At 63.1% G+C, this 25,543-nt stretch carries 18 protein-coding genes, 2 tRNA genes, 2 rRNA genes, 1 riboswitch and 1 other annotated feature (1 of these 24 only partly in view); of the genes, 11 read left to right on the forward strand and 11 right to left on the reverse strand.

Going from position 1 to position 25,543, the window contains the following annotated elements; translation table 11 throughout:
* The 4 genes from RBJ75_RS15655 to RBJ75_RS15670 all read right to left on the reverse strand — a co-directional run.
* Nucleotides 1-719: ribosomal RNA gene (locus RBJ75_RS15655) — 23S ribosomal RNA — on the reverse strand (it extends 2,125 nt beyond the left edge of the window).
* A 453-nt stretch (nt 720-1,172) separates the two neighbouring features.
* Nucleotides 1,173-1,248, reverse strand: a tRNA-Ala gene (locus RBJ75_RS15660).
* A gap of 47 nt (nt 1,249-1,295) precedes the next feature.
* Nucleotides 1,296-1,372 (reverse strand) — tRNA-Ile (locus RBJ75_RS15665).
* A 216-nt stretch (nt 1,373-1,588) separates the two neighbouring features.
* A 16S ribosomal RNA gene (locus tag RBJ75_RS15670) occupies nt 1,589-3,077 on the reverse strand.
* The 16S and 23S rRNA genes sit together here with 2 tRNA genes alongside, the layout of an rRNA operon.
* Before the next feature lie 883 nt (nt 3,078-3,960).
* On the opposite strand from RBJ75_RS15670, the gene RBJ75_RS15675 reads away from it, so the two are divergent.
* Both RBJ75_RS15675 and RBJ75_RS15680 read left to right on the forward strand, forming a co-directional pair.
* A complete protein-coding gene (locus RBJ75_RS15675) occupies nt 3,961-6,009 on the forward strand; it encodes a M23 family metallopeptidase (RefSeq protein ID WP_044405995.1) in 2,049 nt (682 codons plus the stop codon).
* Between the two features lie 122 nt (nt 6,010-6,131).
* Nucleotides 6,132-6,184 (forward strand) — a sequence feature (sul1 is cis-regulatory element that is thought to sense ions involved in sulfur or methionine metabolism; They are found in Alphaproteobacteria).
* A 71-nt stretch (nt 6,185-6,255) separates the two neighbouring features.
* Nucleotides 6,256-7,737 (forward strand): SulP family inorganic anion transporter, encoded by a 1,482-nt coding sequence (locus RBJ75_RS15680; protein WP_044405993.1) that lies wholly within the window; start codon nt 6,256-6,258, stop codon nt 7,735-7,737.
* A gap of 144 nt (nt 7,738-7,881) precedes the next feature.
* On the opposite strand, the gene clpB is transcribed toward RBJ75_RS15680, so the two are convergent.
* Nucleotides 7,882-10,521, reverse strand: a complete 2,640-nt coding sequence (clpB, locus tag RBJ75_RS15685; RefSeq protein ID WP_044405991.1) for an ATP-dependent chaperone ClpB — start codon at nt 10,519-10,521, stop codon at nt 7,882-7,884.
* Between the two features lie 220 nt (nt 10,522-10,741).
* Between clpB and RBJ75_RS15690 the strand changes: the two genes are divergently transcribed.
* The gene (locus RBJ75_RS15690; RefSeq protein ID WP_044405989.1) at nt 10,742-11,527 is read left to right on the forward strand and encodes an MOSC domain-containing protein; all 786 of its coding nucleotides are present in this window, start codon (nt 10,742-10,744) and stop codon (nt 11,525-11,527) included.
* Nucleotides 11,528-11,846: 319 nt separating this feature from the next.
* Here RBJ75_RS15690 and RBJ75_RS15695 read toward each other — a convergent pair whose 3' ends face one another.
* A complete protein-coding gene (locus RBJ75_RS15695) occupies nt 11,847-12,527 on the reverse strand; it encodes a TIGR02594 family protein (protein WP_044417635.1) in 681 nt (226 codons plus the stop codon).
* Between the two features lie 221 nt (nt 12,528-12,748).
* Here RBJ75_RS15695 and RBJ75_RS15700 point away from each other — a divergent pair, with 221 nt between their 5' ends.
* Nucleotides 12,749-13,612 carry an alpha/beta fold hydrolase gene (locus tag RBJ75_RS15700; RefSeq protein ID WP_044417633.1) on the forward strand — a complete coding sequence of 288 codons (864 nt, stop codon included), beginning with the start codon at nt 12,749-12,751 and terminating at the stop codon, nt 13,610-13,612.
* A gap of 289 nt (nt 13,613-13,901) precedes the next feature.
* On the opposite strand, the gene metW is transcribed toward RBJ75_RS15700, so the two are convergent.
* Nucleotides 13,902-14,588, reverse strand: coding sequence for a methionine biosynthesis protein MetW (gene metW, locus RBJ75_RS15705; protein WP_044417639.1), 687 nt, complete (start codon nt 14,586-14,588; stop codon nt 13,902-13,904).
* 1 nt (nt 14,589) lies between these two features.
* Complete coding sequence (locus RBJ75_RS15710) at nt 14,590-15,792, reverse strand: homoserine O-acetyltransferase MetX (protein WP_044417631.1); 1,203 nt, start codon at nt 15,790-15,792, stop codon at nt 14,590-14,592.
* Between the two features lie 134 nt (nt 15,793-15,926).
* A riboswitch (SAM riboswitch) is annotated at nt 15,927-16,006 on the reverse strand.
* Nucleotides 16,007-16,313: 307 nt separating this feature from the next.
* Between RBJ75_RS15710 and RBJ75_RS15715 the strand changes: the two genes are divergently transcribed.
* The 5 genes from RBJ75_RS15715 (at nt 16,314) to RBJ75_RS15735 (ending at nt 20,559) form a co-directional block, all read left to right on the forward strand.
* Nucleotides 16,314-17,162, forward strand: a complete 849-nt coding sequence (locus RBJ75_RS15715) for a chorismate mutase (protein WP_044417629.1) — start codon at nt 16,314-16,316, stop codon at nt 17,160-17,162.
* 27 nt (nt 17,163-17,189) lie between these two features.
* Nucleotides 17,190-18,287: a histidinol-phosphate transaminase gene (gene hisC / locus RBJ75_RS15720; protein WP_044417627.1), complete on the forward strand. Its 1,098-nt coding sequence runs from the start codon at nt 17,190-17,192 to the stop codon at nt 18,285-18,287.
* The gene (locus tag RBJ75_RS15725) at nt 18,284-19,237 is read left to right on the forward strand and encodes a prephenate/arogenate dehydrogenase family protein (protein WP_173427395.1); all 954 of its coding nucleotides are present in this window, start codon (nt 18,284-18,286) and stop codon (nt 19,235-19,237) included. Before hisC ends, RBJ75_RS15725 begins: the two co-directional genes overlap by 4 nt.
* 772 nt (nt 19,238-20,009) lie before the next feature.
* The gene (locus RBJ75_RS15730; protein ID WP_044418269.1) at nt 20,010-20,288 is read left to right on the forward strand and encodes a BrnT family toxin; all 279 of its coding nucleotides are present in this window, start codon (nt 20,010-20,012) and stop codon (nt 20,286-20,288) included.
* Complete coding sequence (locus tag RBJ75_RS15735) at nt 20,242-20,559, forward strand: BrnA antitoxin family protein (protein WP_044418268.1); 318 nt, start codon at nt 20,242-20,244, stop codon at nt 20,557-20,559. The genes RBJ75_RS15730 and RBJ75_RS15735 overlap by 47 nt, the downstream gene beginning before the upstream one ends.
* Before the next feature lie 175 nt (nt 20,560-20,734).
* Here the strand turns inward: RBJ75_RS15735 and RBJ75_RS15740 are convergent, their stop codons facing one another.
* Together RBJ75_RS15740 and RBJ75_RS15745 are read right to left on the reverse strand one after the other, a co-directional pair.
* Nucleotides 20,735-20,941: a type II toxin-antitoxin system HicB family antitoxin gene (locus RBJ75_RS15740; RefSeq protein ID WP_044418264.1), complete on the reverse strand. Its 207-nt coding sequence runs from the start codon at nt 20,939-20,941 to the stop codon at nt 20,735-20,737.
* A gap of 274 nt (nt 20,942-21,215) precedes the next feature.
* A complete protein-coding gene (locus RBJ75_RS15745; protein WP_044418278.1) occupies nt 21,216-22,193 on the reverse strand; it encodes a magnesium transporter CorA family protein in 978 nt (325 codons plus the stop codon).
* Between the two features lie 323 nt (nt 22,194-22,516).
* Between RBJ75_RS15745 and RBJ75_RS15750 the strand changes: the two genes are divergently transcribed.
* Both RBJ75_RS15750 and RBJ75_RS15755 read left to right on the forward strand, forming a co-directional pair.
* Nucleotides 22,517-23,194: a L,D-transpeptidase gene (locus RBJ75_RS15750; protein ID WP_044418276.1), complete on the forward strand. Its 678-nt coding sequence runs from the start codon at nt 22,517-22,519 to the stop codon at nt 23,192-23,194.
* A 288-nt stretch (nt 23,195-23,482) separates the two neighbouring features.
* Nucleotides 23,483-24,157 (forward strand): L,D-transpeptidase, encoded by a 675-nt coding sequence (locus RBJ75_RS15755; RefSeq protein WP_044418274.1) that lies wholly within the window; start codon nt 23,483-23,485, stop codon nt 24,155-24,157.
* Nucleotides 24,158-24,181: 24 nt separating this feature from the next.
* On the opposite strand, the gene RBJ75_RS15760 is transcribed toward RBJ75_RS15755, so the two are convergent.
* On the reverse strand, nt 24,182-25,531 hold the full coding sequence (locus tag RBJ75_RS15760; protein ID WP_317528497.1) for an extensin family protein: 1,350 nt from the start codon (nt 25,529-25,531) through the stop codon (nt 24,182-24,184).
* Between the last annotated feature and the right edge of the window lie 12 nt (nt 25,532-25,543).

Raw genomic sequence — 25,543 nt, forward strand, 5'->3', positions numbered from 1 at the left:
ACTCGCTTTCGCTGCGCATACACCTATCGGCTTAAGCTTGCTCGTTAAATTAAGTCGCTGGCCCATAATACAAAAGGTACGATGTCACCCAGAACGTATCTTGGGCTCCATCTGTTTGTAGGTGTCCGGTTTCAGGTCTATTTCACTCCCCTCGTCGGGGTGCTTTTCACCTTTCCCTCACGGTACTGGTTCACTATCGGTCGCTGAGGAGTACTTAGGCTTGGAGGGTGGTCCCCCCACGTTCAGACAGAATTTCACGTGTTCCGCCTTACTCAAGGATACATCATCGCATTACCCGTACGGGGCTATCACCCTCTGAGGCCCTGCTTTCCTGACAGGTTCCGGTTGTCTTTGATGTACCACTGGCCTGGTCCGCGTTCGCTCGCCACTACTAACGGAGTCTCTGTTGATGTCCTTTCCTCCAGGTACTTAGATGTTTCAGTTCCCTGGGTTCGCTTAAAACCCCCTATGTATTCAGGAGTCTTATACCTTCACTTGATAACTGGAAATCCAAAACCTCGCGGCTTGGAACCAGACATTGCTGAATGATCACCAAGACACAGGCCTTGGAGTTCCAGCTATCGAAGGTGGGTTTCCCCATTCGGAAATCCGTGGATCAAAGCTTCTTCGCAGCTCCCCACGGCTTATCGCAGCGTAGCACGTCCTTCATCGCCTCTCAGCGCCAAGGCATCCACCGAACACCCTTAAGGCACTTGATTGCTCTCATTCTCAATGTCCACACACTCGGCAGAATGTTGGCCGCAGCACTCCCGAAGGAGCAATGCAGCTGGATCATTGAGTAGAAAGACCAGCTTGCTTCGTAAGATCAATCCGATGATGAGGCGGTCAAGCGTCACCAACAATGACAGACAAGGTCCAACCATCTTGCGACGGTCAGGCGATGCGATGTCATGGAGATAGTGAATGAACCCACGCGAATTGCTTCGCCGGATCCAAACCCGGATCAATCTCCTCTATACGATGTCAGATATCCCGCACGCACATCCCGTAGGATGCGACATGCGAAGTTGTGTTTCGCGGATCGATCTTGGTCATTCCAAGTTCGTTGAACACGGTGCGCCTTGAGCTCGGCATCGATCGTCAGCTGCCCGGCTTCGCTCCAACAGGAGCTTCGCCGCAGCACGCTTCGCCCGGCTACGCCGCGCAAAGCGTGGTGGAGCCAGACGGGATCGAACCGACGACCTCATGCTTGCAAAGCACGCGCTCTCCCAGCTGAGCTATGGCCCCGTACCAGAAGACGCACACTCTGAAGACACATGCAGCGCTCGATGAAGTGGTGGGCCTGGGAAGACTTGAACTTCCGACCTCACGCTTATCAAGCGCGCGCTCTAACCAACTGAGCTACAAGCCCTCAACACGAGGGACCTGCCAGCAACGATCGGCTCACGCCGACCCGTCGCACAAGCGCAGCCCCGGCGCGTGTTCGTCCGCGAAGAAAGAGAAACGAAGACGGCGAAATCCCGCCAATGCAGCTCAACGATTGATCCAATCGTTGGCCACGGATGTTTCTGAAGAGGTTCGATAGTTGCAAGCTACAAGTAGCAAGCATCTGAAGAACCATCCTTAGAAAGGAGGTGATCCAGCCGCAGGTTCCCCTACGGCTACCTTGTTACGACTTCACCCCAGTCGCTGACCCTACCGTGGTCAGCTGCCTCCCTTGCGGGTTAGCGCACTGCCTTCAGGTAGAACCAACTCCCATGGTGTGACGGGCGGTGTGTACAAGGCCCGGGAACGTATTCACCGTGGCATGCTGATCCACGATTACTAGCGATTCCAACTTCATGGAGTCGAGTTGCAGACTCCAATCCGAACTGAGACGGCTTTTTGAGATTTGCGAAGGGTCGCCCCTTAGCATCCCATTGTCACCGCCATTGTAGCACGTGTGTAGCCCAGCCCGTAAGGGCCATGAGGACTTGACGTCATCCCCACCTTCCTCGCGGCTTATCACCGGCAGTCTCCTTAGAGTGCTCAACTAAATGGTAGCAACTAAGGACGGGGGTTGCGCTCGTTGCGGGACTTAACCCAACATCTCACGACACGAGCTGACGACAGCCATGCAGCACCTGTGCTCCAGGCTCCGAAGAGAAGGTCACATCTCTGCGACCGGTCCTGGACATGTCAAGGGCTGGTAAGGTTCTGCGCGTTGCGTCGAATTAAACCACATGCTCCACCGCTTGTGCGGGCCCCCGTCAATTCCTTTGAGTTTTAATCTTGCGACCGTACTCCCCAGGCGGAATGCTTAAAGCGTTAGCTGCGCCACTAGTGAGTAAACCCACTAACGGCTGGCATTCATCGTTTACGGCGTGGACTACCAGGGTATCTAATCCTGTTTGCTCCCCACGCTTTCGTGCCTCAGCGTCAGTAATGGCCCAGTGAGCCGCCTTCGCCACTGGTGTTCTTGCGAATATCTACGAATTTCACCTCTACACTCGCAGTTCCACTCACCTCTGCCATACTCAAGACTTCCAGTATCAAAGGCAGTTCTGGAGTTGAGCTCCAGGATTTCACCTCTGACTTAAAAACCCGCCTACGCACCCTTTACGCCCAGTGATTCCGAGCAACGCTAGCCCCCTTCGTATTACCGCGGCTGCTGGCACGAAGTTAGCCGGGGCTTATTCTTGCGGTACCGTCATTATCTTCCCGCACAAAAGAGCTTTACAACCCTAGGGCCTTCATCACTCACGCGGCATGGCTGGATCAGGCTTTCGCCCATTGTCCAATATTCCCCACTGCTGCCTCCCGTAGGAGTTTGGGCCGTGTCTCAGTCCCAATGTGGCTGATCATCCTCTCAGACCAGCTACTGATCGTCGCCTTGGTGAGCCATTACCTCACCAACTAGCTAATCAGACGCGGGCCAATCTTTCGGCGATAAATCTTTCCCCGTAAGGGCTTATCCGGTATTAGCTGAAGTTTCCCTCAGTTGTTCCGAACCAAAAGGTATGTTCCCACGCGTTACTCACCCGTCTGCCACTGACATATTGCTATGCCCGTTCGACTTGCATGTGTTAAGCCTGCCGCCAGCGTTCGCTCTGAGCCAGGATCAAACTCTCAAGTTGGACTTGAAACTTTAAACCGGCTGATCACATCGTTTGACGAGGTCCCACCATATAATGCCGACCGCGATTCACATCGCAGCCGTCACGCCCTCATCGCTGAAGGCATGGTGTAACCTATGTAAACGTGTACCGCCGAAGTCTTTCGTCCGGCCCCAATCCCAAAAAGCCGAAGCTCCTCAAAATCAAGACCCGCAAGGACTTCGCCGTCCACGTTTCTCTTTCTTCTCTTTAACTTGTCAAACAGCCCAGCGAAAAATCGCCATCTCCCCTAAAGGAGATAATTTCTAAACTCGCACCTACACTCAAAGACAGACCAACAACCGATTCCTATCGGTCGCCGATGCACTCGTCAAAGTGAGGAGCTTCCGAGACACAAACAACCGCCCGGACCCGTGGGCCCCGGCGCCGCCGCGCTCAGTGGCCGGTTTATAGGCCCTGCCCCTCGGAGTTGTCAACGGCCATCGTCAACAAAATGTCGCACAACCTCGGAGAATCACCGGGATTGGAATTTGTCTCGATTTTTCAAAGGGTCACGACGTGGTCGCGGGTACCCGGCGCCGTACTAGAGCCACATTTTTCGGACGTTCTGCACAGGCGATTGGCGAGATTGTTGGGATCGCCGGCGCCCGCTATCCGGATTTTAGAACGTCATGGGCGCACTCGCCACGAAATCGCCGCTTGTTCCTTCGGGCAGACTGGCTTTTACTCCGCGCTGCTTTGGCGTTTGCCGTCATCGACGGCTGTTGGCGGGTGATTTTCGGATGCCGTTGACGCACAACAGGCAGCTCGATACGTCCGCGCGCGACAAACAGGGTGGTCTCGGCCGCCTGAGGATGTCGGGCGTGGAGACTGAATTTTGGGGGACTACGGTTTGAGCCAGAGAATGTCTCGCGGGCGCGGCGACGGGCGCGAGGCCGATTATATCGACCTCGGCCACGAGCCCCCGCTATCCGTCGATGGCTCCGAAGCAGCAGTAATCGATCGCCGACGCGTCTCCGTGCAATGGTTCAGCGGCACGATCCTGACCGGACTGTGTGGCGCGGCCCTGATCGGCGGCGCCGTTTTTGCCTCGCTCGATGGCGAGATGACCTTTGCGAAAGCCCCCGAACGGGTCGAGGCCGCGCTGCGCGGCGCTTTCGGCGCCGGCGAAAAGAGTGCCACCCTGCACAAGAGCGACCGGTTGCCGCCGCCAAGCGAGTCGGCCGCGGCCCGCAGCGTGATCCGGATCTCAACCGTGACCAAGGTCGGCAATCGCGAAATCATGCGGGTACGGCCCTATGTCAAGATCGCCGGCAATCTGTCGCTGAGCACCAGTAGCCTCAGCGCGAAAATTCCGCCGTTCAACGCCCAGCGCATGCTGACCGACGCCGGCAATCCGTCCGACGCGGATGCCCAGCCTCCCGATGCGATCGAGCCGGACGATGCCGAAGTGTCGTTCGTCACCCGCGATCTCGGCCAGGTTCTGCCGAAAGCCAAGATCGCCGCCAATGTGGCGATCGACGCGGTTCTGCTGCGGGTGCGCGACGCCTCGACCTGGAAGGGCAATAGCGGCATTCGCTATGCCAGCGCCTCCGGCGAATTCGGCGCCGCGCCCGACATGACGATGGCCTATGCGGCCGAATCCAGTGTCGCCGACCCCTATGCCGGGTTCGAAGCACGGGTGGTGCCGGAAAATGTCACCATGCTGGCCAAGACCAACGATCAAGCCACCGGCGGCAATCCAAGCAATGAGCGTGTTCACATCGTCAAGAAGGGCGACAGCGTCGTCTCGATCCTGATCAATCAGGGCGCGTCCGAAGAGGAAGCCAAACAGATCGCCCGCACGCTCGGCGCGCGCGGCCGCGACGGCGGTTTGAAGGAAGGCCAGAAGCTGCGGATCCTGATGGAGCCGGCCGGACCGGGCCAGCGCTCGATCCCCTATCGCGTGGTGGTGGCCAATGATTCCACCATCGAGGCGGTCGCCGCGCTCTCCGACATGGGCAAATATGTCGCGGTCGACGTCCAGAGCCTCAACAGCGTCAGCGAGACTGCCGACAGCGGCGACGACGACGAAGATGACGGCAGCGGCGTGCGTCTGTACCAGAGCATTTACGAGACCGCGCTGCGCGACAAGGTACCCGCCTCGGTGATCGAAGACATGGTGCGGATCTACTCTTACGACGTCGATTTCCAGCGCAAGGTGCAGGCAGGCGATTCGTTCGAAGTGTTTTTCGCCAGCGATGACGAGGCCACCGCCACGGTCGAAAAAAACAACGTGATGTTCGCATCCCTGACGCTCGGCGGCGAGACCAAGAAATACTACCGGTTCCAGACTCCCGACGATTCGGTGATCGATTTCTATGACGAGACCGGCAAGAGCGCGAAGAAGTTCCTGGTCCGCAAGCCGGTCAGCCAGGCGATCATGCGATCCGGTTTTGGCGCCCGCCGCCACCCGATCCTGGGTTACGTCAAGATGCACACCGGCGTCGACTGGGCGGCGCCCTATGGCACCCCGATCTTCGCCTCGGGCAACGGCGTGATCGAAAAGGCCGGCTGGGAAGGCGGCTACGGCAAATACATCAAGATCAAGCACCACAACGGCTACGAGACCGCCTATGGTCATATGTCGGCTTTCGCCAAGGGCATGGAGCCCGGCAAGCACGTGCGTCAGGGCCAGGTGATCGGCTTCATCGGTTCAACCGGCCTGTCGACCGGCGCCCATGTGCATTACGAAATTCTGGTCAATGGTCGCGTGGTCGATCCCATGCGGGTCAAGCTGCCGCGCGGCCGTTCGCTCGGCGGCACGATGCTGGCGAGTTTCGAAAAGGAACGCAGCCGGATCGACAAGCTGGTCAATACCCGCGGCACAAGGGTTTCGGAAGATCTGACGGCGACGCCGCCCAATCGCAACCTGAACGCCTCGGCCCAGGCGCGGCAGATCAGCACGCGCTGATCGGCTGATCGGGCCGCCGCATCGATCGCCCGCGGCTGCGCGGTCTGGCGAAGGCAGCGCCGCATGGCGCCGCAAAAAGCGGCTTGATGTTGCCTCGCAACCAAGACATGTTTGCTGCATTCATCGGACCCGATTGATCGGGTGGCTCGGCCGGGCGCCTATCCCCCGGAAACCCTCAGCGACGCAGATCCACCGCATCCGGCCAAACCGGCCTGACGCGTCGCTCATCATTTGGTCCAGACAAGCATGACACTCTACCGAGCCTTTCACCGCGAATGGCTGACCAACATCCCGACCGAACTGCTGTCCGGAGTTCTGGTCGCGCTGGCGCTGATTCCCGAGGCGATCGGCTTTTCGATCGTCGCCGGCGTCGATCCCAAGGTCGGGCTCTATGCCTCGTTCTCGATCGCGGTGGTGACCGCCATTCTGGGCGGACGCCCGGCGATGATTTCGGCGGCGACCGCCTCGACCGCGGTGCTGATGATCACCCTGGTGCGCGACCATGGGCTGCAATATCTGTTTGCCGCCACCGTGCTGATGGGGCTGATCCAGATTGCCGCGGGAGCGTTGCGGCTCGGCCTGCTGATGAAATTCGTGTCGCGCTCGGTGCTGACCGGTTTCGTCAACGCGCTGGCGATCCTGATCTTTCTGGCGCAGATCCCGCAACTCACCAATGTCGGCTGGCAGACCTACGCGATGGTCGGCGCAGGGCTCGCAATCATCTATCTGTTTCCCTATGCGACCCGGAAGGTGCCCTCGGCGCTGGTCAGCATCATCGTGCTGACCGCCTTCACGATCTATAGCGGCATCAAATTGCGCACCGTCGGCGACATGGGCGAACTGCCCTCCAGCCTGCCGTTTTTCGCGCTGCCGGAGGTGCCGTTCACGTTGGAGACGCTGAAGATCATCCTGCCCTATTCGCTGGCGATGGCGGCGGTCGGCCTGGTCGAATCGCTGCTGACCGCCTCGATCGTTGACGACATGACCGACACCTCGAGCAACAAGAACCGCGAATGCATCGGCCAGGGCGTCGCCAATTTCGTCACCGGCTTTCTCGGCGCGATGGGCGGTTGCGCGATGATCGGCCAATCGGTGATCAACGTCACCGCCGGCGCGCGCACAAGGCTATCGACGCTGTTCGCTGGACTGTTCCTGCTGTTTTTGATCGTGGTGGCGGGCGACTGGGTCAAGCAGATCCCGATGGCGGCGCTGGTCGCGGTGATGATCATGGTGTCGATCAGCACCTTCAGCTGGTCGTCCTTCGTCAATCTGCGCTCGCATCCCTTGAGCTCCAATGTGGTGATGCTGGCGACCGTCGCCGTCGTCCTCGTCACCCACGATTTGTCACTGGGCGTGCTGACCGGCGTGGTGCTGAGCGGCGTGTTCTTCGCCGCCAAGGTCGCCCGGCTGCTCGGGATCGAGACCGAATTGTCGGAGGACGAGCGCGAGATCACCTATTTCGTCACCGGCCAGGTGTTCTTCGCCTCCTCCACCAGCCTGATCGACGCCTTCGACTATCAGGACGTGCCGGAGCGGGTGCGGATCGACGTGTCCGACGCGCATTTCTGGGACATCACCGCGATCGGCGCGCTCGACGACATCGTCCTCAAGCTGCGCCGCCACGGCGCCACGGTCGAAGTCATCGGCCTCAACCAGGCCAGCGCCACCATGGTCGACCGATTCGGCACGCATCACCGGCCGCACGCCAAGGCAAAGCCGGTGCATTGAGGCCGCGGCGCAGCGGCGGCGTTTGTGGAGATTTCAAGCAAATGGGGTCCCGGATCGGCGGCGCAGCGCTATCGCGCTGCGCCTTGTCCGGGACACGGGTCATCGTGGCCCCGAATCGCCCGCGCTTGCGATTTGCGGGCGGGATCAGTTCAGCATCCGCTTCGGCGGCCGGCCGGTGAACTCCTCGATCTCGGCGGTGTGCGGCGGCGCGCCGTTGAAGGTCAGCACGCCGCCTTCCGACGAGATCACGACGTCGTCGCCGTCCTTGACCGAGCCGTCGAGGATCATCTCGGCAAGAGGGTCCTGGACGAAGCGCTGGATCACACGCTTCAACGGGCGGGCGCCATAGGCCGGGTCCCAGCCCTTTTCGGCGAGCCAATCGCGCGCCGCGGGGTCGAGCTCGAGCGTGATCTTGCGGTCTTCCAGCAGCCGCGTCAGCCGGCCGAACTGGATCGCGACGATCGCGCCCATCTCGGACTTCTGCAGCCGGTGGAACAGGATGATCTCGTCGACCCGGTTGAGGAATTCGGGGCGGAAATGCGCCCGAACCATATTCATCACCGGCTCGCGCACCGCTTCGGTGTCCTCGCCTTCGGGCTGGTTGACCAGGAATTCGCTGCCGAGATTCGACGTCATGATGATCAGCGTGTTGCGGAAATCGACGGTGCGGCCCTGGCCATCGGTCAGGCGGCCGTCGTCGAGCACCTGCAGCAGCACGTTGAACACGTCCGGATGGGCTTTCTCGATCTCGTCGAACAGCACCACCTGATAGGGCCGCCGCCGCACCGCTTCGGTGAGCGCGCCGCCTTCGTCATAGCCGACATAGCCCGGAGGCGCGCCGATCAGCCGCGAGACCGAGTGCTTTTCCATATATTCGGACATGTCGAGCCGGACCATCGCGGTCTCGTCGTCGAAAAGATACTCGGCCAGCGCCTTGGTCAGCTCAGTCTTGCCAACGCCGGTGGGGCCTAGGAACATGAACGAGCCCATCGGCCGGTTCGGGTCCTGCAGCCCGGCGCGGGAGCGCCGCACCGCGGTCGCCACCGCATGGACCGCCTCGAACTGGCCGATCACGCGCTTGCCGAGCGAGGCTTCCATCCGCAGCAGCTTGTCCTTTTCGCCTTCCAGCATCTTGTCGACCGGCACGCCGGTCCAGCGCGACACCACCTGGGCGATGTGGTTGGCGGTGACCGCCTCCTCCATCATCTCGCCGGCGTTTTCGTGGGCCTCGATGGCTTCGAGCCGCTTTTCCAGCTCGGGAATCCGGCCATAGGCCAATTCGCCGGCGCGCTGATATTCGCCGCGGCGCTGGGCGTCGGCCAGTTCGAGGCGCAAGCCGTCGAGCTCGCTTTTGAGCTTCTGCGCATTCGACAGCTTGTTCTTCTCCGCGCTCCAGCGCGAGGTCAGGGCCGCCGATTTCTCCTCGAGCTCGGCGAGTTCGCGGGACAAGGTCTCGAGCCGACTCTTCGAGCCCGGATCGGTTTCCTTCTTCAGCGCTTCCTGCTCGATCTTCAGGCGGATGATCTCACGATCCATCGAATCCAGCTCTTCGGGCTTGGAATCGACCTGCATTTTCAGCCTTGCAGCGGCCTCGTCCATCAGGTCGATCGCCTTGTCGGGCAGGAAGCGATCGGTGATGTAGCGGTTCGACAGCGTCACCGCCGCCACCAGCGCCGAATCGGCGATGCGGACGCCGTGATGCTGCTCGTATTTGTCCTTCAGCCCGCGCAGGATCGAGACGGTATCCTCGACGGTCGGCTCCGAGACGAAGATCGGCTGGAACCGGCGCGCCAGCGCGGCGTCCTTTTCGACATGCTTGCGATATTCGTCGAGCGTGGTGGCGCCAATGCAATGCAGCTCGCCGCGCGCCAAAGCCGGCTTCAGCAGGTTGGAGGCGTCCATCGCGCCGTCGCCCTTGCCGGCGCCGATCAGCGTATGCATCTCATCGATGAACAGGATGATGCCGCCCTCGGCCGAGGTCACCTCGGAAAGCACAGCCTTCAGCCGCTCCTCGAATTCGCCGCGATATTTCGCGCCCGCGATCAGGGCGCCGAGATCGAGCGACAGCAGTTTCTTGTCCTTCAGGCTCTCCGGCACGTCGCCATTGAGAATCCGCAAGGCAAGCCCCTCGACGATCGCGGTCTTGCCGACGCCGGGCTCGCCGATCAGCACCGGATTGTTCTTGGTGCGGCGTGACAGCACCTGAATCGTGCGGCGGATTTCCTCGTCGCGGCCGATCACCGGGTCGAGCTTGCCGTCGCGCGCGGCCTGGGTCAGGTCGCGGGCATATTTCTTCAGCGCGTCATAGGCGTTTTCCGCCGTCGCGGAGTCGGCGGTGCGGCCCTTGCGCAGCGCGTTGATCGCGGCGTTGAGGTTTTGCGGGGTGACGCCGCCCTTGCGCAGCAGCGCGCCGGCCTCGGAATCCTTGTCCAGCGCCAGCGCCAGCAGCAGCCGCTCCACGGTGACGAAGCTGTCGCCGGCCTTTTCGGCGGCCTGCTCGGCGCCGTCCAGCGCCCGCGCGGTATCGGGCGCCAGATAGACCTGCCCGGCGCCGGCGCCCGACACTTTGGGCATCTTGTTGAGCGCCGCCTCGGTGGCGGCCAGGATCGCGCGGGAATTGCCGCCTGAGCGGTCGATCAGACCGCCGGCCAGCCCCTCGGAATCGTCGAGCAGCACTTTGAGAATATGCAGCGGCGAGAATTGCTGGTGGCCTTCGCGCACAGCCAGTGATTGCGCCGACTGAATGAAGCCGCGCACCCGTTCGGTGTATTTTTCGATGTTCATGGTTGATGTCCCTCAGCCTGCCGTTCCGCCCCGAAGGCACGTGAACCGGCATCGTCAATGGGGTCCACCGGCCGCGTCGAGGATCTCGACCAACAGGCGGTCTGTCGCCGATGTCCGCACCGGCTTGGGACAAATGTGGGCATCGACATTCCGGAACGGAAGAGGCGCCTTCACAATTTCGTGCTGTGGCGATCGCCGCCGCGATCCTTTAGAAAAGGCCATGAACACCCCCTCCCCGGCCACGCTCGCCAGCATCTATCGCTATCCCGTCAAAGGCCTCACGCCGGAGCCGCTGCCCCAAGTCGCGTTGCGACCAGGACAGACGCTGCCCGCCGACCGCGCTTTTGCGATCGAAAACGGGCCCAGCGGCTTCGACCCAGCCCATCCGGTGTGGAAGGCCAAGACGCATTATCTGATGCTGATGCGCAATGAGCGGCTGGCGGCGCTGCGCACGCAATTCGACGACACCACCCAGACGCTGTCGATCAGCGCCGACGGCGCCGAGCTGGTGCGCGGCGACCTCGGCAGCGTTGAGGGGCGCGCCGCGATCGAAGCGTTCTTCGCCGCCCGTTTCGCCGACGAATTGCGCGGGCCGCCGAAGCTGCTGGCTGGCGCCGGTTACAGCTTTTCCGACGTCGCGATGAAAGTGGTGTCGATCATCAATCTGGCCAGCGTCGCGGCGCTGGCGCAGGTCATCGGCAAGCCGGTCGATCCGCTGCGGTTTCGCGGCAATCTGTATGTCGGCGGCTGGCCGGCCTGGCACGAATTCGACCTGCTCGGCCGCACGCTATCGATCGGCGACGCCCGGTTGAAAGTGGTGAAGCGGATCGTCCGCTGCGCCGCCACCAATGTCGATCCCGAAACCGCCGCGCGCGATCTCGCAATCCCGGCGACGCTGCAACGAACCTATGGCCACGCCGATCTCGGCGTCTATGCGCAGGTGATCGAAGGCGGCACCATTGCGGCGGGCGATGCGATTGAGAGCACGCAGCCGGCGCTGCTGTAATCGCCCAGGCGCACGGCGCGCCGCGATTTCGTCATTGCGAGCCGAGGCCGGCGCGTAGCGCCGTCCGACAGCGAAGCAATCCAGAGCTACTAAGCAAGGACTGGATTGCTTCGTCGCAAGAGCTCCTCGCAATGACGACCTTGATGGTCCGATTCTATTGACCGCTCTATGAGCCAGTCTCTGAGATGCGGCCGCTTGGCCGCGTCTCGAAGGATGAGATGTGCCGTAGCCTCATGGTTCGAGACGCGCGCAAGTTGCGCGCTCCTCACCATGAGGGTCGGTGCCGCGTCCGGTCACAAGTTGAGCAATCGGCGAACGCTCAGCCTTCCGGCATCACATAGGCGTAGATCCGGCCGCGCGGATAGACCGATTCAGCGACGCGATGGCCATGATTGCCCGATACCACGATCGGATTGCCGTGCGGATCGATGCCGCTGACGATGCCGACATGGCCGCCGCGCTTGCCGCGCGACATCACCGCGATGGCGCCGACCTGCGGGCCGGACACGCGCTGGCCGTAATGCGCGAACGACCGCGCCATGTCGGAGCCGGTGCCTTGATGGCCGGAGCGCTTCAGCACCATGTTCATGAAGCGCGCGCACCACAACCGACTACGTCCGGTCGGATTGCCGCCAATATAGCGCCGCGCCTCGGCGACCACCGCGGAGGCCCCAAACCCTGAACTGGACTGCAATTGCTGTTGTTGTTGCGGCTGTTGCTGCGTCACCGCGCCGGCATTGCCGAAGCCGAAGAGCTGCGGGGCGACGCTGGCACGATGCCGGCCGCGATGGCGCGCGGCGTGCCGCTGCATATGGTGCCGCCTGGCGTGGTGGCTTGTGGCATGGTGTTGTTTGGCGTGATGATGACCGTGCGCCGCATGCGCATGGCGACCATGCTTGGGCTTGGCCGAAGCCGGCGTGGCAATTGCGGCGATGACCGCCGCACAGAGGGCCAACGCGAGGAACCGCACCGACCTGTGAAACGCAGTGAACTCAACCATACTGACTTCTTCCTCATCGACACCCCACGCGCCCCGCCCGCGAGCCTGCGGACATTCGGTATGCGGTTAAGCGATCGGAGATGGCGAGATCAAGACGCCGTGCGGCGCTGCAAAAGTCTTTTCGCGTTGATAGCGCGATCATTTCGTGGCAACGGAACCGCACAAACATGACTACAACTATGACTTGCTATTAACTAATTCCGCCAGCCGGAGAATTCACAATGCCGTTCGCTACTACGCCCGATCACGTCAAGCTGTATTATGAAGAAGCAGGCAGCGGCACGCCGATCCTGTTTTTGCACGAATTCGCCGCCGACTATGCGAGCTGGGAACCGCAACTGCGCTACTTCGCGCGCGCTCACCGATGCATCACCTATTCGGCGCGAGGCTACACGCCCTCGCACGTACCGGAGAATGATTCCGACTACAGCTATCAGCACATGCGCGACGACGCGCTGGCGCTGCTCGATCATCTGCAGATTCCCGCGGCACATTTCGTCGGCCTGTCGATGGGCGCCTACACATCGCTGCAGGTCGGACTGCATGCGCCGAGCCGCGTGCTGTCGCTGACGCTGGCCGGTTGCGGTTCAGGCTTCGAGGCCGACCGCGTGCAGGCGTTTCGCGACAAGTGCCGCGCCGACGCCGAGGAATTCGAGCGCGGCGGCGCCGACGAGGTCGCCAAGCTGGCCGGGATGACGCCGGGCCGCATCCCGTTCCTGGTCAAGGATCCGCGCGGCTTTCGCGACTTCCACGACGCGCTGGCGCAACACGACGCGACCGGTTCGGCCCGCACCATGCGCGGCTTTCAGGGCGCGCGGCCGCCGCTGTCAGAATTCGAGGATGCGATCGGCCAACTCGCGCTGCCGACATTGATCATCGCCGGCGACGAGGACGACGCCTGCATCGAGTCGAGCCTCTATCTCAAGACGCATATCGCCGCCTCCGGGCTGGCGATGTTTCCCAAGACCGGCCACGTGCTCAATCTCGAAGAGCCGGCGCTGTTCAACGAAACGCTGGAACGGTTTCTCACCCGCGCCGAAGCCGGCCGCTGGGACGCGCGCGATCCGCGCTCGATCAGAGAATGATAATTTCGAACGGAATGTTGCCTGAATGCTGACCGCGCGGGGCCCCCACCCCAACCCTCCCCCGCAAGCGGGGGAGGGAGCATGCTGCCAGCGCTGCAGAGCAGCAATCACTCTCTCCGTCAGAATGAAGTACTAACCATCGCAACTTTGAACTTTTTACTGAGTGGAGCCCAACCGACCGCCGCGTCATCGGCAGCAAAACTCCCTCCCCCGCTTGTGGGGGGAGGGCTGGGGTGGGGGAAAGCGGCGGGTCCGAGCGTTCTGAGAAACACTGAGGGGCGCTCGGCCCTCAGGGCGCGATCCCCTGGCCGGCCGCAGGCTTCTTCTCACCGCGGCTCAGCAGGAACACGCCCTGCTCGCCGAACATGTTCCAGAACCACCACGGCGCGATCAGCCGCAATGGCTTGCCGTAGCGATCCAGCGCCACCGCGCGTTCCATCTTGACGTCGATCTGGTCGCACAGCAGCACGAAATCCTTGATGGTGCAGAAGTGAATGTTCGGGGTGTCGTACCACGACGCCGGCAGGTTTTCGGTCAGCGGCATCTGGCCCTTGATCAGCAATTGCAGCCGCATATTGATGTAGCCGAAATTCGGAAACGACACGATGGCGCGGCGGCCGATCCGCAGCAGATTTTCCAGCACCGCGCGCGGCTGCCGGGTCGCCTGCAAGGTCTGCGACAGGATCACATAGTCGAAGGAATCGTCCGGGTAGTTGACCAGATCGGTGTCGGCGTCGCCCTGCACCACCGCGAGGCCCTTGGCGACGCAGCGGTTGACGCCTTCGCGCGACAATTCGATGCCGCGGCCATCGATGCCGCGGCTTTCCAGCAGCTGCAACAGATCGCCCTCGCCGCAGCCGACATCGAGCACCTTGGAGCCGGGCGCGACCATGTCGGCGACCAGCACATGGTCGCCACGATGGCCTTTCGGTGCAGGCGCCGGCACGATGCCGGGCAGCGTCTCCTGTTCGGCCATCTCAATCGCCTTTCGCGGCGAGGCCATGCGCGGTGGCGGCCGATTCCAGGAAGGCGCGGGCGATGTCGATGAATTCCGGGACGTCGAGCAGGAAGGCGTCGTGGCCGCGGTCGGTCTCGATCTCGGCGAACGACACCCGCGCGCCGCCGGCATTCAGCGCATGCACCACGGCGCGGGATTCCGAGGTCGGAAACAGCCAGTCCGAGGTGAACGACACTACGCAGAACCGCGTCGTGGTGCCGCGAAACGCCTCCGCCAGCACGCCATCATGGTCGGCTGCGACATCGAAATAGTCCATCGCCCGGGTCAGATAGAGATAGGAGTTGGCGTCGAAGCGCTCGACGAAGGACGAGCCCTGGTGACGCAGATAGCTTTCGACCTGGAAATCGGCGTCGAAGGAGAATGTCGGCAGCTCGCGGTCCTGCATCCGGCGACCGAATTTGCGATGCAGAGCCGCGTCCGACAGATAGGTGATATGCGCGGCCATCCGCGCCACGCCGAGGCCGCGATGCGGATAGCTGCCTTCGGCGAAATAGCGGCCGTGGCGCCACTCCGGATCGGCCATCACGGCCTGACGGCCGAGTTCGTGGAACGCGATGTTCTGCGCCGAATGCCGCGTGCTGCAGGCGATCGGCAGCGCCGAAAACACCCGCTTGGGATAGGCCACGGTCCATTGCAGCGTCTGCATCCCGCCCATCGAGCCGCCGACCACGCAGAACAGCGTCTCGATTCCGAGCCGGTCGATCAGCATCGCCTGGGCGCGGACCATGTCGGGGATGGTGATGACCGGGAAATCCAGCCCCCAGGGCTGGCCGGTGGCGGGATTGGTGGAGGCCGGGCCGGTGGAGCCCATGCAGCTGCCGATCACATTGGAGCAGATCACGAAATAGCGGCTGGTATCGATCGGCTTGCCGGGGCCGACCAGGGTCAGCCAGCCGCCGGGCTTGCCGGTCAACGGATGCGCATTGAAAATATGCTGGTCCATGGTCAGCGCATGGCAGACCAGAATGGCGTTGGAGCGATCGGCGTTGAGTTCGCCATAGGTCTGATAGGCGATCTGGAACGGCGCCAGATCGACGCCGCAATCCAGCGCCAACGGCTGGTCCGCGCCGAAATGGGCGACCAGCGAGGTCGGATGATCGGCCTCGTGCAGGCGCTCCTCACTGGCCACGATGGGGGGCTTCGCCGACTGGATATTCATCATCTTGCTACTGGCCTCATGCGGAGGTCACTCAGTTTGCGCATGACCTGATCCGAAACCGGGATCCCGGGATCATGCGCGAGATCGACACCGATTCAGGCCATAAAAAACCCGGCCTGAACATCGTTCGGCCGGGATCAGAACTGTCCCCGGCCTGTTTAGCGAGTTGTTTAACGTGGCTGCAAGCCGGCCGGCTCAAATGACCACGGAAGAGCCAAGAACCTAATACTCGGCCTGCGGCCCGTCAAGACGACCGCCCGCACCCCTGCAATCCAGTCATTCCGGGGCGCGAGAGCGAAGCTCGCGCGAACTCGGAATCTCGCGGCTGGGGCCATGCCTGGAGCGAGATTCCGGGTTCGCTCGGCTGCGGCCTCGCGCCCCGGAATGACCACGCTTTGGCATTGCCCGCGCCATCAGGCGACGAAAGTCGTAACGTTTGCTTTGCATTTGCCCGGTGGCTTACCTAATCAAGGCACGCGGTTAACCATTCGCGACCGCCACCTCGCTTTCTGACGGATTGCCCCATGTCCCAACCGCCCTCGCCCCCGTCCTTGGGGGAACTTCGCCGTGAGATCGACGCCATCGACGAGCAGGTCCACCATCTGCTGATGCAGCGCGGCGACATCATCGACCGGCTGATTTCGGTGAAGCAGACCCAGGAGGTCGGCTCCGCGTTCCGCCCGGCGCGCGAGGCCGACATGATGCGCCGGCTGGCGCAGCGCCATCGCGGCATCCTGCCGCTCGACACCGTGGAGAGCATCTGGCGGGTCATCATCGCGACCTTCACCTATGTGCAGGCGCCATTCTCGGTCCATGCCGACCAATCGCTCGGCGAATCCGCGATGCGGGATTCGGCGCGATTCCATTTCGGCTTCACCGTGCCCTATGTGGCGCATTTCAGCGCCGCCGCCGCGGTCGAGGCGGTGGCGCGCTCCAAGGGCGATCTGGCGCTGGTGTCGGCGACATCGAGCAATAATCCGTGGTGGATCGCGCTGGAAACCGCCGGCGCGCCGAAAATCATCGCCCGGCTGCCCTTCATCGAGCGCGCCGACCATCCGGCCGCGCTGCCGGTATTCGTGGTGTCGCGGGTCGCCGACAGCGCGATGGTCACCGAGGTCGAAATGTGGAGCATCCGGGTGTCGGGCTGGAACGCCGATATCGCCCGCGCGGTGTCGCCGCTGGCCGAGCTTGTCGCGGTGCCCGATACCGCCTTCGACGGCGCGGCGCTGCTGGTCTCGATTTCTGACCCCAGCACCCTTGATGGCATCAAGGCAGCCCTGATCGCAGCGGGTGCCTCGGTGCGATCATCGGCCCTCGTCGGCAGCCACGCGAAGCGCTATACGGTGCCCCCGGGCGGCACGCCACGCGCGTAACAGCCGCCGGTTGATCTGGAGTTGACGATGTCCCGCCCCGTGCCGAATCCCGGCATTCTCGATATTGCGCCCTACACCCCCGGCAAAAGCCCGGTGCCGGAAGCCGGCCGCAAAATGTTCAAGCTGTCCGCCAACGAGACCCCGTTCGGGCCGTCGCCGAAGGCGATTGCGGCCTACAAGGCCGCAGCCGACCATCTCGAGGATTATCCGGAAGGCACCTCGAAGGTGCTGCGCGAGGCGATCGGCAAATCCTACGGCCTCGATCCGGACCGCATCATCTGCGGCGCCGGCTCCGACGAGATCCTCAATCTTCTGGCGCACACTTATCTCGGCCCCGGCGACGAGGCGATCGCCACCACTTACGGCTTTCTGGTCTACCCAATCGCCACGATGGCGAATGGCGCCAAGCTCGTCGTCGCCGACGAGACCAACCTCACCGCCGACGTCGACGCCATCCTCGCCAAGGTGAGCGCGAAGACCAAGCTGGTGTGGCTCGCCAACCCGAACAATCCGACCGGCACCTATATCCCGTTCGACGAGGTGCGGCGGCTGCGCGCCGGCCTGCCCGGCGACGTCGTGCTGGTGCTGGACGGCGCCTATGCCGACTACGTCTCGAAGAACGACTACGAAATCGGCATCGAATTGGTCGCGACCACCGACAACACCGTGCTGACCCACACCTTCTCCAAGATCCACGGCCTTGCCGCCTTGCGGGTGGGCTGGATGTTCGGCCCGGCCGCCATCGTCGACGCGGTGAACCGGATCCGCGGACCGTTCAACGTCTCGGTCCCGGCGCAGCTTGCCGCGGTCGCGGCGATCGAAGACACCGCGCATCAGCAGATGTCGCGCACCCACACCGAGAAGTGGCGCAACGTGCTGACCGACGAAATCCGCAAGCTTGGCCTCACGGTGACGCCGAGCGTCTGCAATTTCGTGCTGATGCATTTTCCGACCACGCCGGGCAAGACCGCGGCGGAAGCCGACGCGTTCCTGACCCGGCGCGGATTGGTGCTGCGCGCGCTTCGCAACTATCAGCTGCCGGACGCGCTGCGCATGACCATCGGCACTGACGAGGCCAACAAACTGGTGCTCGAGGCCTTGACCGACTTCATGGCGCAGCCATGACCGCCAGCGCACCAACCGCGCCGCTGTTCAACAAGGTGGCGCTGATCGGCTTCGGCCTGATCGGCGGCTCGATCGCGCGCGGCGCGCGGGCTCAGGGCCTGGCCGCCGAAATCGTCGCCACCACGCGCTCGGCGGCAAGCCGCGCCCGGGTCGCCGAACTCGGCATCGTCGATCGGGTCTATGCGACCAATGCCGAAGCGGTCGCGGGCGCCGATCTCGTGATCCTGTGCATCCCGGTCGCCGCCAGCGGCGAGGTCGCCAAGGAAATCGCGCAGCATCTTTCGCCCGGCGCGATCGTCTCCGATGTCGGCTCGGTCAAGGGCGCGGTGCTGCAGGCGATGGCCGAGCATCTGCCGGCCAATGTCCAGCTGATCCCGGCGCATCCGGTCGCCGGCACCGAGAATTCCGGCCCGGATTCCGGCTTTGCCGAATTGTTCAACAACCGCTGGTGCATCCTGACGCCGCCGGACGACGCCGACCCGGCCGCGGTGGAGAAGCTGGCGGCGTTCTGGCGCGGGCTCGGCGCCAATGTCGAGACCATGACGGCGGAGCGCCACGACAAGGTGCTGGCGGTGACCAGCCATCTGCCGCATCTGATCGCCTACACAATCGTAGGCACGGCCGAGGAGCTCGAAGGAGTGACCCGCTCGGAAGTGCTGAAGTTCTCCGCCGGCGGTTTCCGCGATTTCACCCGCATCGCCGCGTCCGATCCGACGATGTGGCGCGACGTGTTCCTGACCAACAAGGACGCGGTGCTGGAGATGCTCGGCGAGTTCCAGGAAGACCTGTCGAAACTGACCCGCGCCATCCGCCGCGGCGACGGCGAAGCGCTCTACGAGCACTTCTCCCGCACCCGCGCCATCCGCCGCGGCATTGTCGAAATCGGCCAGGACGAAGCCGCCGCAGATTTCGGCCGCAAGCACCCGCTGCTCACGAAGCCGGCGGAATAGACGCAGAGCCTTCAAGTTCTGCGTGCCCCGGGCGCAGCGCAGCGCGCCGCGCTCGCGGCGTGGTGCGCTGCAGAACCGGGGCCCCGGTTGAGGCGGCGGCGAAGCGGGGTCCCGGTTCTGCGAAGCGGCATGAAGAATGCCGCATCGCGCCCGGGACACGACGAACTCGGATTCAGATGTCAAACAGCCACGCGATCAACCGACATACCTTCGCAGTCTCGCGGCGCAACGGCGCCCGAGCTTTGCTGACGCCGCCCCCTGAGGGGCGGGGGCGCGCCGCGCGGCGCGAGGTTGGAGCTTCGCGATCGGCCTTGAGCCAATCGCGTATCGCCTTGCGGCGCGCCCCGCAGTCCGGCGAACCGGACTGCCATTTCGCGGCGATTTTCGGCTTCAGGCCCGTGCTTCCGGGGACAGGCGCGAGCCCTTTGACCCGCCGATCCCGACGGTTTCCCGCCGTTCACCTGTCCCGCGTCCAGCGAACTAACAAGTCGCAGAGCCTCGTAGTGGGCTCGGACGGGGACCCAAAACCTCCCGGGGCCGTGGCTGCGAACCACGACGCGCAGGACGCCGTATCGACCCGGCTTCGCGCTTGCGCGCTGCGCCGGACCATCGGCCCGGCCGGTTGCCCGGCGGCCGATCTGTCCCACTCAACGACGCCTCGCGAAGCGCCCCTCACGGACAGGACGACTAGGAATATAATCTGAATGACAAGATTGTCAAGCGAAGTGCCTGCGGGGCTTGCCAAATTCTTATGTGTAGCTACAATAATTAGATGGAGATCACGTTCGATCCGGCTAAGCGGGCCGCATCCATGCAAGACCGCGGCCTCGATTTCGCCGACGCCGCGGAAGTGTTCGCCGGCAAGACGCTGGATTTTCCGGACGAGCGCCGTGATTACGGTGAATTGCGAATCATCAGGGTCGGACAACTGCGCGGACGAATGGTGATCGTGGTGTGGACACCGCGCGGCGAGGCGCGGCACGTATTTTCGATGAGGAAGGCCAATGACCGAGAAAAAGCGCGCTTTGGGCAGCGACTTGAAGAAAGTTGATGCCCACATCATCCAGCCACACGAGTACGATGAGATTCCCGAATTGACCGACGAATGGTTCGCCCGCGCCGATCTTCATCGCGGCGGCAAACTAATAAAGCGCGGCCGGCCGAAATCCGACGCCCCCAAACAACTGGTCTCGCTACGGCTCGACGCCGAGGTGTTGCGCTGGTTCAAATCGACCGGCGCCGGCTATCAGGCGCGGATGGGCGATGTGCTGAAGGCGCACATGACGCGGAAGAAGGCGGCGGGGAAGAAGAAGGCGGGATAAGTGCCGCTGGTAGCCCGGATGAAGCGGAGCGCAATCCGGGAAAGCATCGCGGGTGAAAACGATTAGTCCCGGATTGCGCTTCGCTCCATCCGGGCTACGCTCGCTTCGCAAGACCAGTTCGGCGGCAAGAGCGTGGGCACGCTACCCAACGAATTATCGTAATGCGACCATCACATCACATCTCCACATATTCCGCGATGCTGGTCGGCGGCGGCACGGCGAGACCATCGGCTTTGAGGCCGTCAATGTGGAAGCGGATGGCATCCCGGATTTCGGTCTCGACTGCCGAAATCGTGGCGCCGGTGGCAACGCAGCCCGGCAAGTCCGGCACATAGGCCGAATAATTTCCGGCGGCTTGCTCAATCACGACGGCGTATCGCATCAACGTCGCTCCACACTTGGCGTCATCCTCCGCGAAAGCGGAGGACCCAGTATCGCAGAGTGGTCGTGATGCTCAATGGCGCGCTCTGGAATGCTGGGTCGCCCGGTCAAGCCGGGCGATGACCGCAGGGGCATGCGCACCGTCGGCTCGCGGTCGGCCTCGTCAGCAATCGTCCGGTGAGCAAAAGCGCCCCTGCGCCGTGCCCACGCTTAGCGACTTCCAACCGCAGGATGGTGGGCACGCTTCGCTTTGCCCACCCTACCCTTCGATTGTCTCACAACCACTTCTTCCACTTGAAAAACAGATACGGCAGCACCGCGGCGAACAGCATCATGCCCAACGCCATGGTGTAGCCGTGCTCCCATTGCAGCTCGGGCATGATCCGAAAATTCATGCCATAGACCGAGGCGATCAGGGTCGGCGGCATCAGCACGACGGCCATCACCGAGAACAGCTTGATGATGTTGTTCTGCTCGAGATTGACCACGCCCAGCATGGCGTCGAGCGTGAAGGTGATCTTGCTCGACAGATAGCTGGCGTGGTCGGTCAGCGAGACGACGTCGCGCTGCATGGTCTTGAGCTGGGCGCGCATTTCCTTCGACCATTTGACGCCCTCGGTTTCGGCGGTGACGAAGGTGACGATGCGGCCGATCGAGACCAGGCTCTCGCGCACCTTGGAGACCAGATCGCCCTTGCGGCCGATCGTGATCAGGATGTTGGAATAGCGCTTGGCCTGCCCGGTGCGCGCGCCCTCCGGCTCGAAGATGTCGCGGCTGACGTCGTCGACGTCGGCGCCGGCGCGCTCCAGAATGTCGGCGCAGCGGTCGATCACCGCGTCGAGCAATTCCAGCAGCACGGCCTCGCCATTGACGCCCGGCGAGGTGCCGCGCGCCAGCTTGTTCTCCACCAGCAGGAACGGCTTCGGCGTGTCGTAGCGCACCGTCACCAGGCGGTGATTGGCCAGGATGAAGGTGATCGGGCTGATCCGCGGCGAGCCGGTATCGGCCGCGCACATCAGGCTGGCGGTCATGTAACGGGCGCCGTTCTCGATATAGAGCCGGCTGGAAATCTCGATCTCCTGCATGTCCTCACGGGTCGGGATCGCGATCCCGGACAATCGCTCCACCGCCCGGTCTTCCTTCGGGGTCGGCTTTTCGAGGTCGATCCAGACCGCATTGTCGGGCAACAGGTCGAGATCGACGGCGCTGGCCTTTTTCAGCGCAGCATCGGTGAGCGAGAAGATCGAGATCATGACGAACTCCAGGGCGTCGGCAGCCAGGTAAGGGCGCATTGCAGTGCGCAAATCCGCGGCATTTGGCAAGCCTGCTGCTGCTCGCGCCGCGCCCGCTCCATTTGCTGCGGCAAGCGGCCTCGGCGAGGCGCGCCTGATTAGGGCGTGACCATGCCTGCCAATCGCGCAACCTGCGGTAAACTTGCCACACGTGGCCCAAGACGTGACGCCGCAGCGCCCCCAACACTGGAAATTCAGCCCATTTGAGCGATACTGTCGCAACAACGCTTCCGCGAAGTTGCGCGCGTGCGTTTGAATCCACCAGAATTCGATTGGAACTGATATTGTCGTCTTTCGTAGCGAAACTGGGATTGTTGGCGGTCGGAATCATGCTGTCGGGCTGCATGCAGGCCACCTACCAGCCGGTCGATCAAGCCGTATTCAAGCCGTCCGACAAGGCACAGTTCGAAAGGGCACGTTACGCCAAGATCGCGGTTCCGCAGCAGTTCCGGCGCGCCATTGTCGACTATCACCGCAGCGAGCAGCCCGGGACCATTCTGGTCGATTCCGACAACCATTTCCTTTATCTGGTGCAGGATCACGGCAAGGCGATCCGTTACGGGATCACGGTCGGTGAGGAATCGCTGGCGTTTTCCGGCGTTGCCAAGGTGGGCCGCAAAGCGGAATGGCCGCAATGGACCCCGACCGCCGACATCCACAAGCGGATCGCCGGATTGCCGAGCTCGGTGCCGGGCGGCATCGACAATCCGCTCGGCGCCCGGGCGCTGTATCTCTATCAGGGCAACCGCGACACCCTGTTCCGGATTCACGGCACCAACCAGCCGGAATATATCGGCGCCTCGATCTCGTCGGGCTGCATCCGCATGACCAATGAGAACGTTATCGACCTCTACGACCGGGTCAAGCCGGGCGCCATCGTGGTGGTGCTCGAGCCCAAGCATGGCGCCTCGCCCGCCAACGCCAAGATGGCGCAGCAGAGCAGCGGCACGTTCTGGCAGTAATCATTGCGGGCGATCGACGCCGGCCGTGCGCAATCGCGAGGCGGCCGATCTGGCGCTGTTACGCGCAGATTGATGCGAATCTGCTCAACGCACGGCACGCCGCTCGCCAGGAATCAACCGCCCGGATCAATTCTGCGGCAAAATTATCACAGCCACGCGCTGCTTCGCGAAGTCACGATCTAACTACTAGAAAAGCGGCGAATTTCGAGGATAGTAGGAACTCAGAATCGTCGTTTTTGCGATGAAGAGCCCGGCGCGCAATGCGCCGGCTTTCGATTGGACATGTCGATGGCGTCATTAGTGACGAAGCTGGGATTATTGGCTGCGGGCATTTTGCTGTCCGGTTGCATGCAGACGACCTATCAGGAGACGTCGCAGACGGTGTTCAAGCCGCGTGACAAGGAATTGCTCGCCAAGGTGTCCTATACCAAGACCCCGGTCGCCGAGCCCTTCCGCCGCGCCATCGTCGACTATCACCGCAAGGAAGCGCCGGGCTCGATCCTGGTCGATTCCGACAATCATTACCTCTATCTGGTGCAAGACGGCGGCAAGGCGATCCGCTACGGCATCACCGTGGGCGAGGAAGCGATGGCCTGGTCCGGCATCGCCAAGGTCGGCGCCATGACCGAGTGGCCGCCGTGGCATCCGACCCAGAGCGAAATCTCCCGCCTGGGCGTGCCGAAATATGTGCCGCCAGGCCCGGACAATCCGATGGGCTCGCGCGCGCTGTATCTGTATTCCGGCGGCAAGGACACCCTGTTCCGGATTCACGGCACTAACCAGCCGGAATATATCGGCTCGTCGATTTCGTCTGGCTGCATCCGCCTGACCAATGAGGACGTCATCGACCTCTACAACCGGGTGAAGCCGGGCGCCATCGTTGTGGTGCTCGAGCCCAAGCACGGCGACTCGCCGGTCAATTCGAAATTGGCCCTGCAGGGCGGCGGCAGCAGCCCGTTCTGATATTCGTTACCGCATCAGCGAGTTTCAAAAGCGCCGGTCATCCCGGCGCTTTTTTGTTGCCTCGGGGCGCTTCGCGGGCGCCGGTTTTTTGGTCGCCCGCGTTTGGGTGCCCGACAGATCGATCGGCTTCCCTGGCTTGACCGCAGGCTTGGTGGAAGGCTTGGATTCGCGCTTGGCTTTTGGCTTGGCCTTGGATTCGGCCTTGGATTTGGCCTTGGATTCGGCCTTGGATTTGGCTTCCAGCTCGGCGTCTGACTTGGCATCTGATTTGGCATCTGATTTGGCGGCACCCGGTGGCGCTGCTTGCTCGGCCTTTGGCGGCGCCGCCTCCTTGGCAGCCACAGAATCGCGCGGCGCGTCGGCCGGCCGCGCCGCCGGCACTGGCGCCACCGCCGGATCCAGCACGTTCCACTGGCAGATCCGGTAGCCGTTGTGCCGCTGCGCCAGATCGAGGTGGATGTGGTCCTCGTGATAGCCGTCCGAGCCCGGCCCCAGCACCGTGGTAAAGCGCGCGCAGACCGAGGCCATCACGGTTTGCCGCAGATCGTGCGGCACCTCGCGGTCGGTGAATGAGAGCATCCGGCCATTGGCAAGCGTGACGCCGCGGACATCCAGCGCATTGGCGCGGCCATGCTCGGACATTTTCGCGCCCTTCACCCGGTTGCGGCCGCGACACTCGAAGGAATCGAAATTGTCCAGATGGCTGAGCTTGGTGTTGAGCGATGCCGCCAGCGGCGCGATGTCGGAGCGGATCCAGTCCGCCAGCGCGCTGGCCATCGTGCAACGCAGGACCGCGGCCGGCTGGACCGCGACGCGACTGTGATCCGGCAACACCACCGCCTCGAGCCGAACCAGATCGGTGCCGCCGCAACCGCCCGGCCCGGTGATGTCCGGGATGCTGGGCGCGATCGCGATCGCCTCGGTCAGCGCCAAGCGGCAAGCCGAGGGCGGCGGCGGTTCGGAGGCGACATCGGCCGGCTTTGGCTCGGGAAGCGGGGGCGGCGAAGCTTGCTCAGGCCGAGCCTGCCCCGGCCGAGCAGGTTTGGCCGCCACCGCCGGTTCGGGCGGCTTAACCGCTTCGAGCGGCTTAACCGCTTCGAGCGGCTTGACCGGTTCGGCCGGCTTGGCCGGTTTGGCCGGTTCGGCCGATTGCGCCGCGGGCGCTGTATCGGCCGGGGCTTGCGCGGACGGCGCCTCGGCGGGACGCGCGCGTGGCAGCGGCACGCCGCCGACGCGCCGGGGCTTGGCGGCCCGTCTGCGCGGCCGCGAATCCTGAAACAAGCCGTCCCATGGCATGCTGATCCCGCCGCGCGCGGTGCGCGCCTGAGCCGATGGCGACAACAGCATCAGCACCAGAACGGCGATCGCCAGCATTGACGTTTCGCC

This window comes from Rhodopseudomonas sp. BAL398, assembly GCF_033001325.1.
Taxonomy (GTDB): Bacteria; Pseudomonadota; Alphaproteobacteria; order Rhizobiales; family Xanthobacteraceae; genus JARJEH01.

What these genes read in the sequence shown, in the direction of transcription:
- RBJ75_RS15760 (WP_317528497.1), bottom strand. Translation starts at nt 25,531, where the DNA reads ATGCTGGCGATCGCCGTTCTGGTGCTGATGCTGTTGTCGCCATCGGCT.
- RBJ75_RS15675 (WP_044405995.1), top strand. Translation starts at nt 3,961, where the DNA reads ATGTCTCGCGGGCGCGGCGACGGGCGCGAGGCCGATTATATCGACCTC.
- RBJ75_RS15730 (WP_044418269.1), top strand. Translation starts at nt 20,010, where the DNA reads ATGGAGATCACGTTCGATCCGGCTAAGCGGGCCGCATCCATGCAAGAC.
- clpB (WP_044405991.1), bottom strand. Translation starts at nt 10,521, where the DNA reads ATGAACATCGAAAAATACACCGAACGGGTGCGCGGCTTCATTCAGTCG.
- RBJ75_RS15745 (WP_044418278.1), bottom strand. Translation starts at nt 22,193, where the DNA reads ATGATCTCGATCTTCTCGCTCACCGATGCTGCGCTGAAAAAGGCCAGC.
- RBJ75_RS15690 (WP_044405989.1), top strand. Translation starts at nt 10,742, where the DNA reads ATGAACACCCCCTCCCCGGCCACGCTCGCCAGCATCTATCGCTATCCC.
- hisC (WP_044417627.1), top strand. Translation starts at nt 17,190, where the DNA reads ATGTCCCGCCCCGTGCCGAATCCCGGCATTCTCGATATTGCGCCCTAC.
- RBJ75_RS15710 (WP_044417631.1), bottom strand. Translation starts at nt 15,792, where the DNA reads ATGATGAATATCCAGTCGGCGAAGCCCCCCATCGTGGCCAGTGAGGAG.
- RBJ75_RS15735 (WP_044418268.1), top strand. Translation starts at nt 20,242, where the DNA reads ATGACCGAGAAAAAGCGCGCTTTGGGCAGCGACTTGAAGAAAGTTGAT.
- RBJ75_RS15715 (WP_044417629.1), top strand. Translation starts at nt 16,314, where the DNA reads ATGTCCCAACCGCCCTCGCCCCCGTCCTTGGGGGAACTTCGCCGTGAG.
- RBJ75_RS15740 (WP_044418264.1), bottom strand. Translation starts at nt 20,941, where the DNA reads ATGCGATACGCCGTCGTGATTGAGCAAGCCGCCGGAAATTATTCGGCC.
- RBJ75_RS15680 (WP_044405993.1), top strand. Translation starts at nt 6,256, where the DNA reads ATGACACTCTACCGAGCCTTTCACCGCGAATGGCTGACCAACATCCCG.
- RBJ75_RS15725 (WP_173427395.1), top strand. Translation starts at nt 18,284, where the DNA reads ATGACCGCCAGCGCACCAACCGCGCCGCTGTTCAACAAGGTGGCGCTG.
- RBJ75_RS15755 (WP_044418274.1), top strand. Translation starts at nt 23,483, where the DNA reads ATGGCGTCATTAGTGACGAAGCTGGGATTATTGGCTGCGGGCATTTTG.
- RBJ75_RS15695 (WP_044417635.1), bottom strand. Translation starts at nt 12,527, where the DNA reads ATGGTTGAGTTCACTGCGTTTCACAGGTCGGTGCGGTTCCTCGCGTTG.
- metW (WP_044417639.1), bottom strand. Translation starts at nt 14,588, where the DNA reads ATGGCCGAACAGGAGACGCTGCCCGGCATCGTGCCGGCGCCTGCACCG.
- RBJ75_RS15700 (WP_044417633.1), top strand. Translation starts at nt 12,749, where the DNA reads ATGCCGTTCGCTACTACGCCCGATCACGTCAAGCTGTATTATGAAGAA.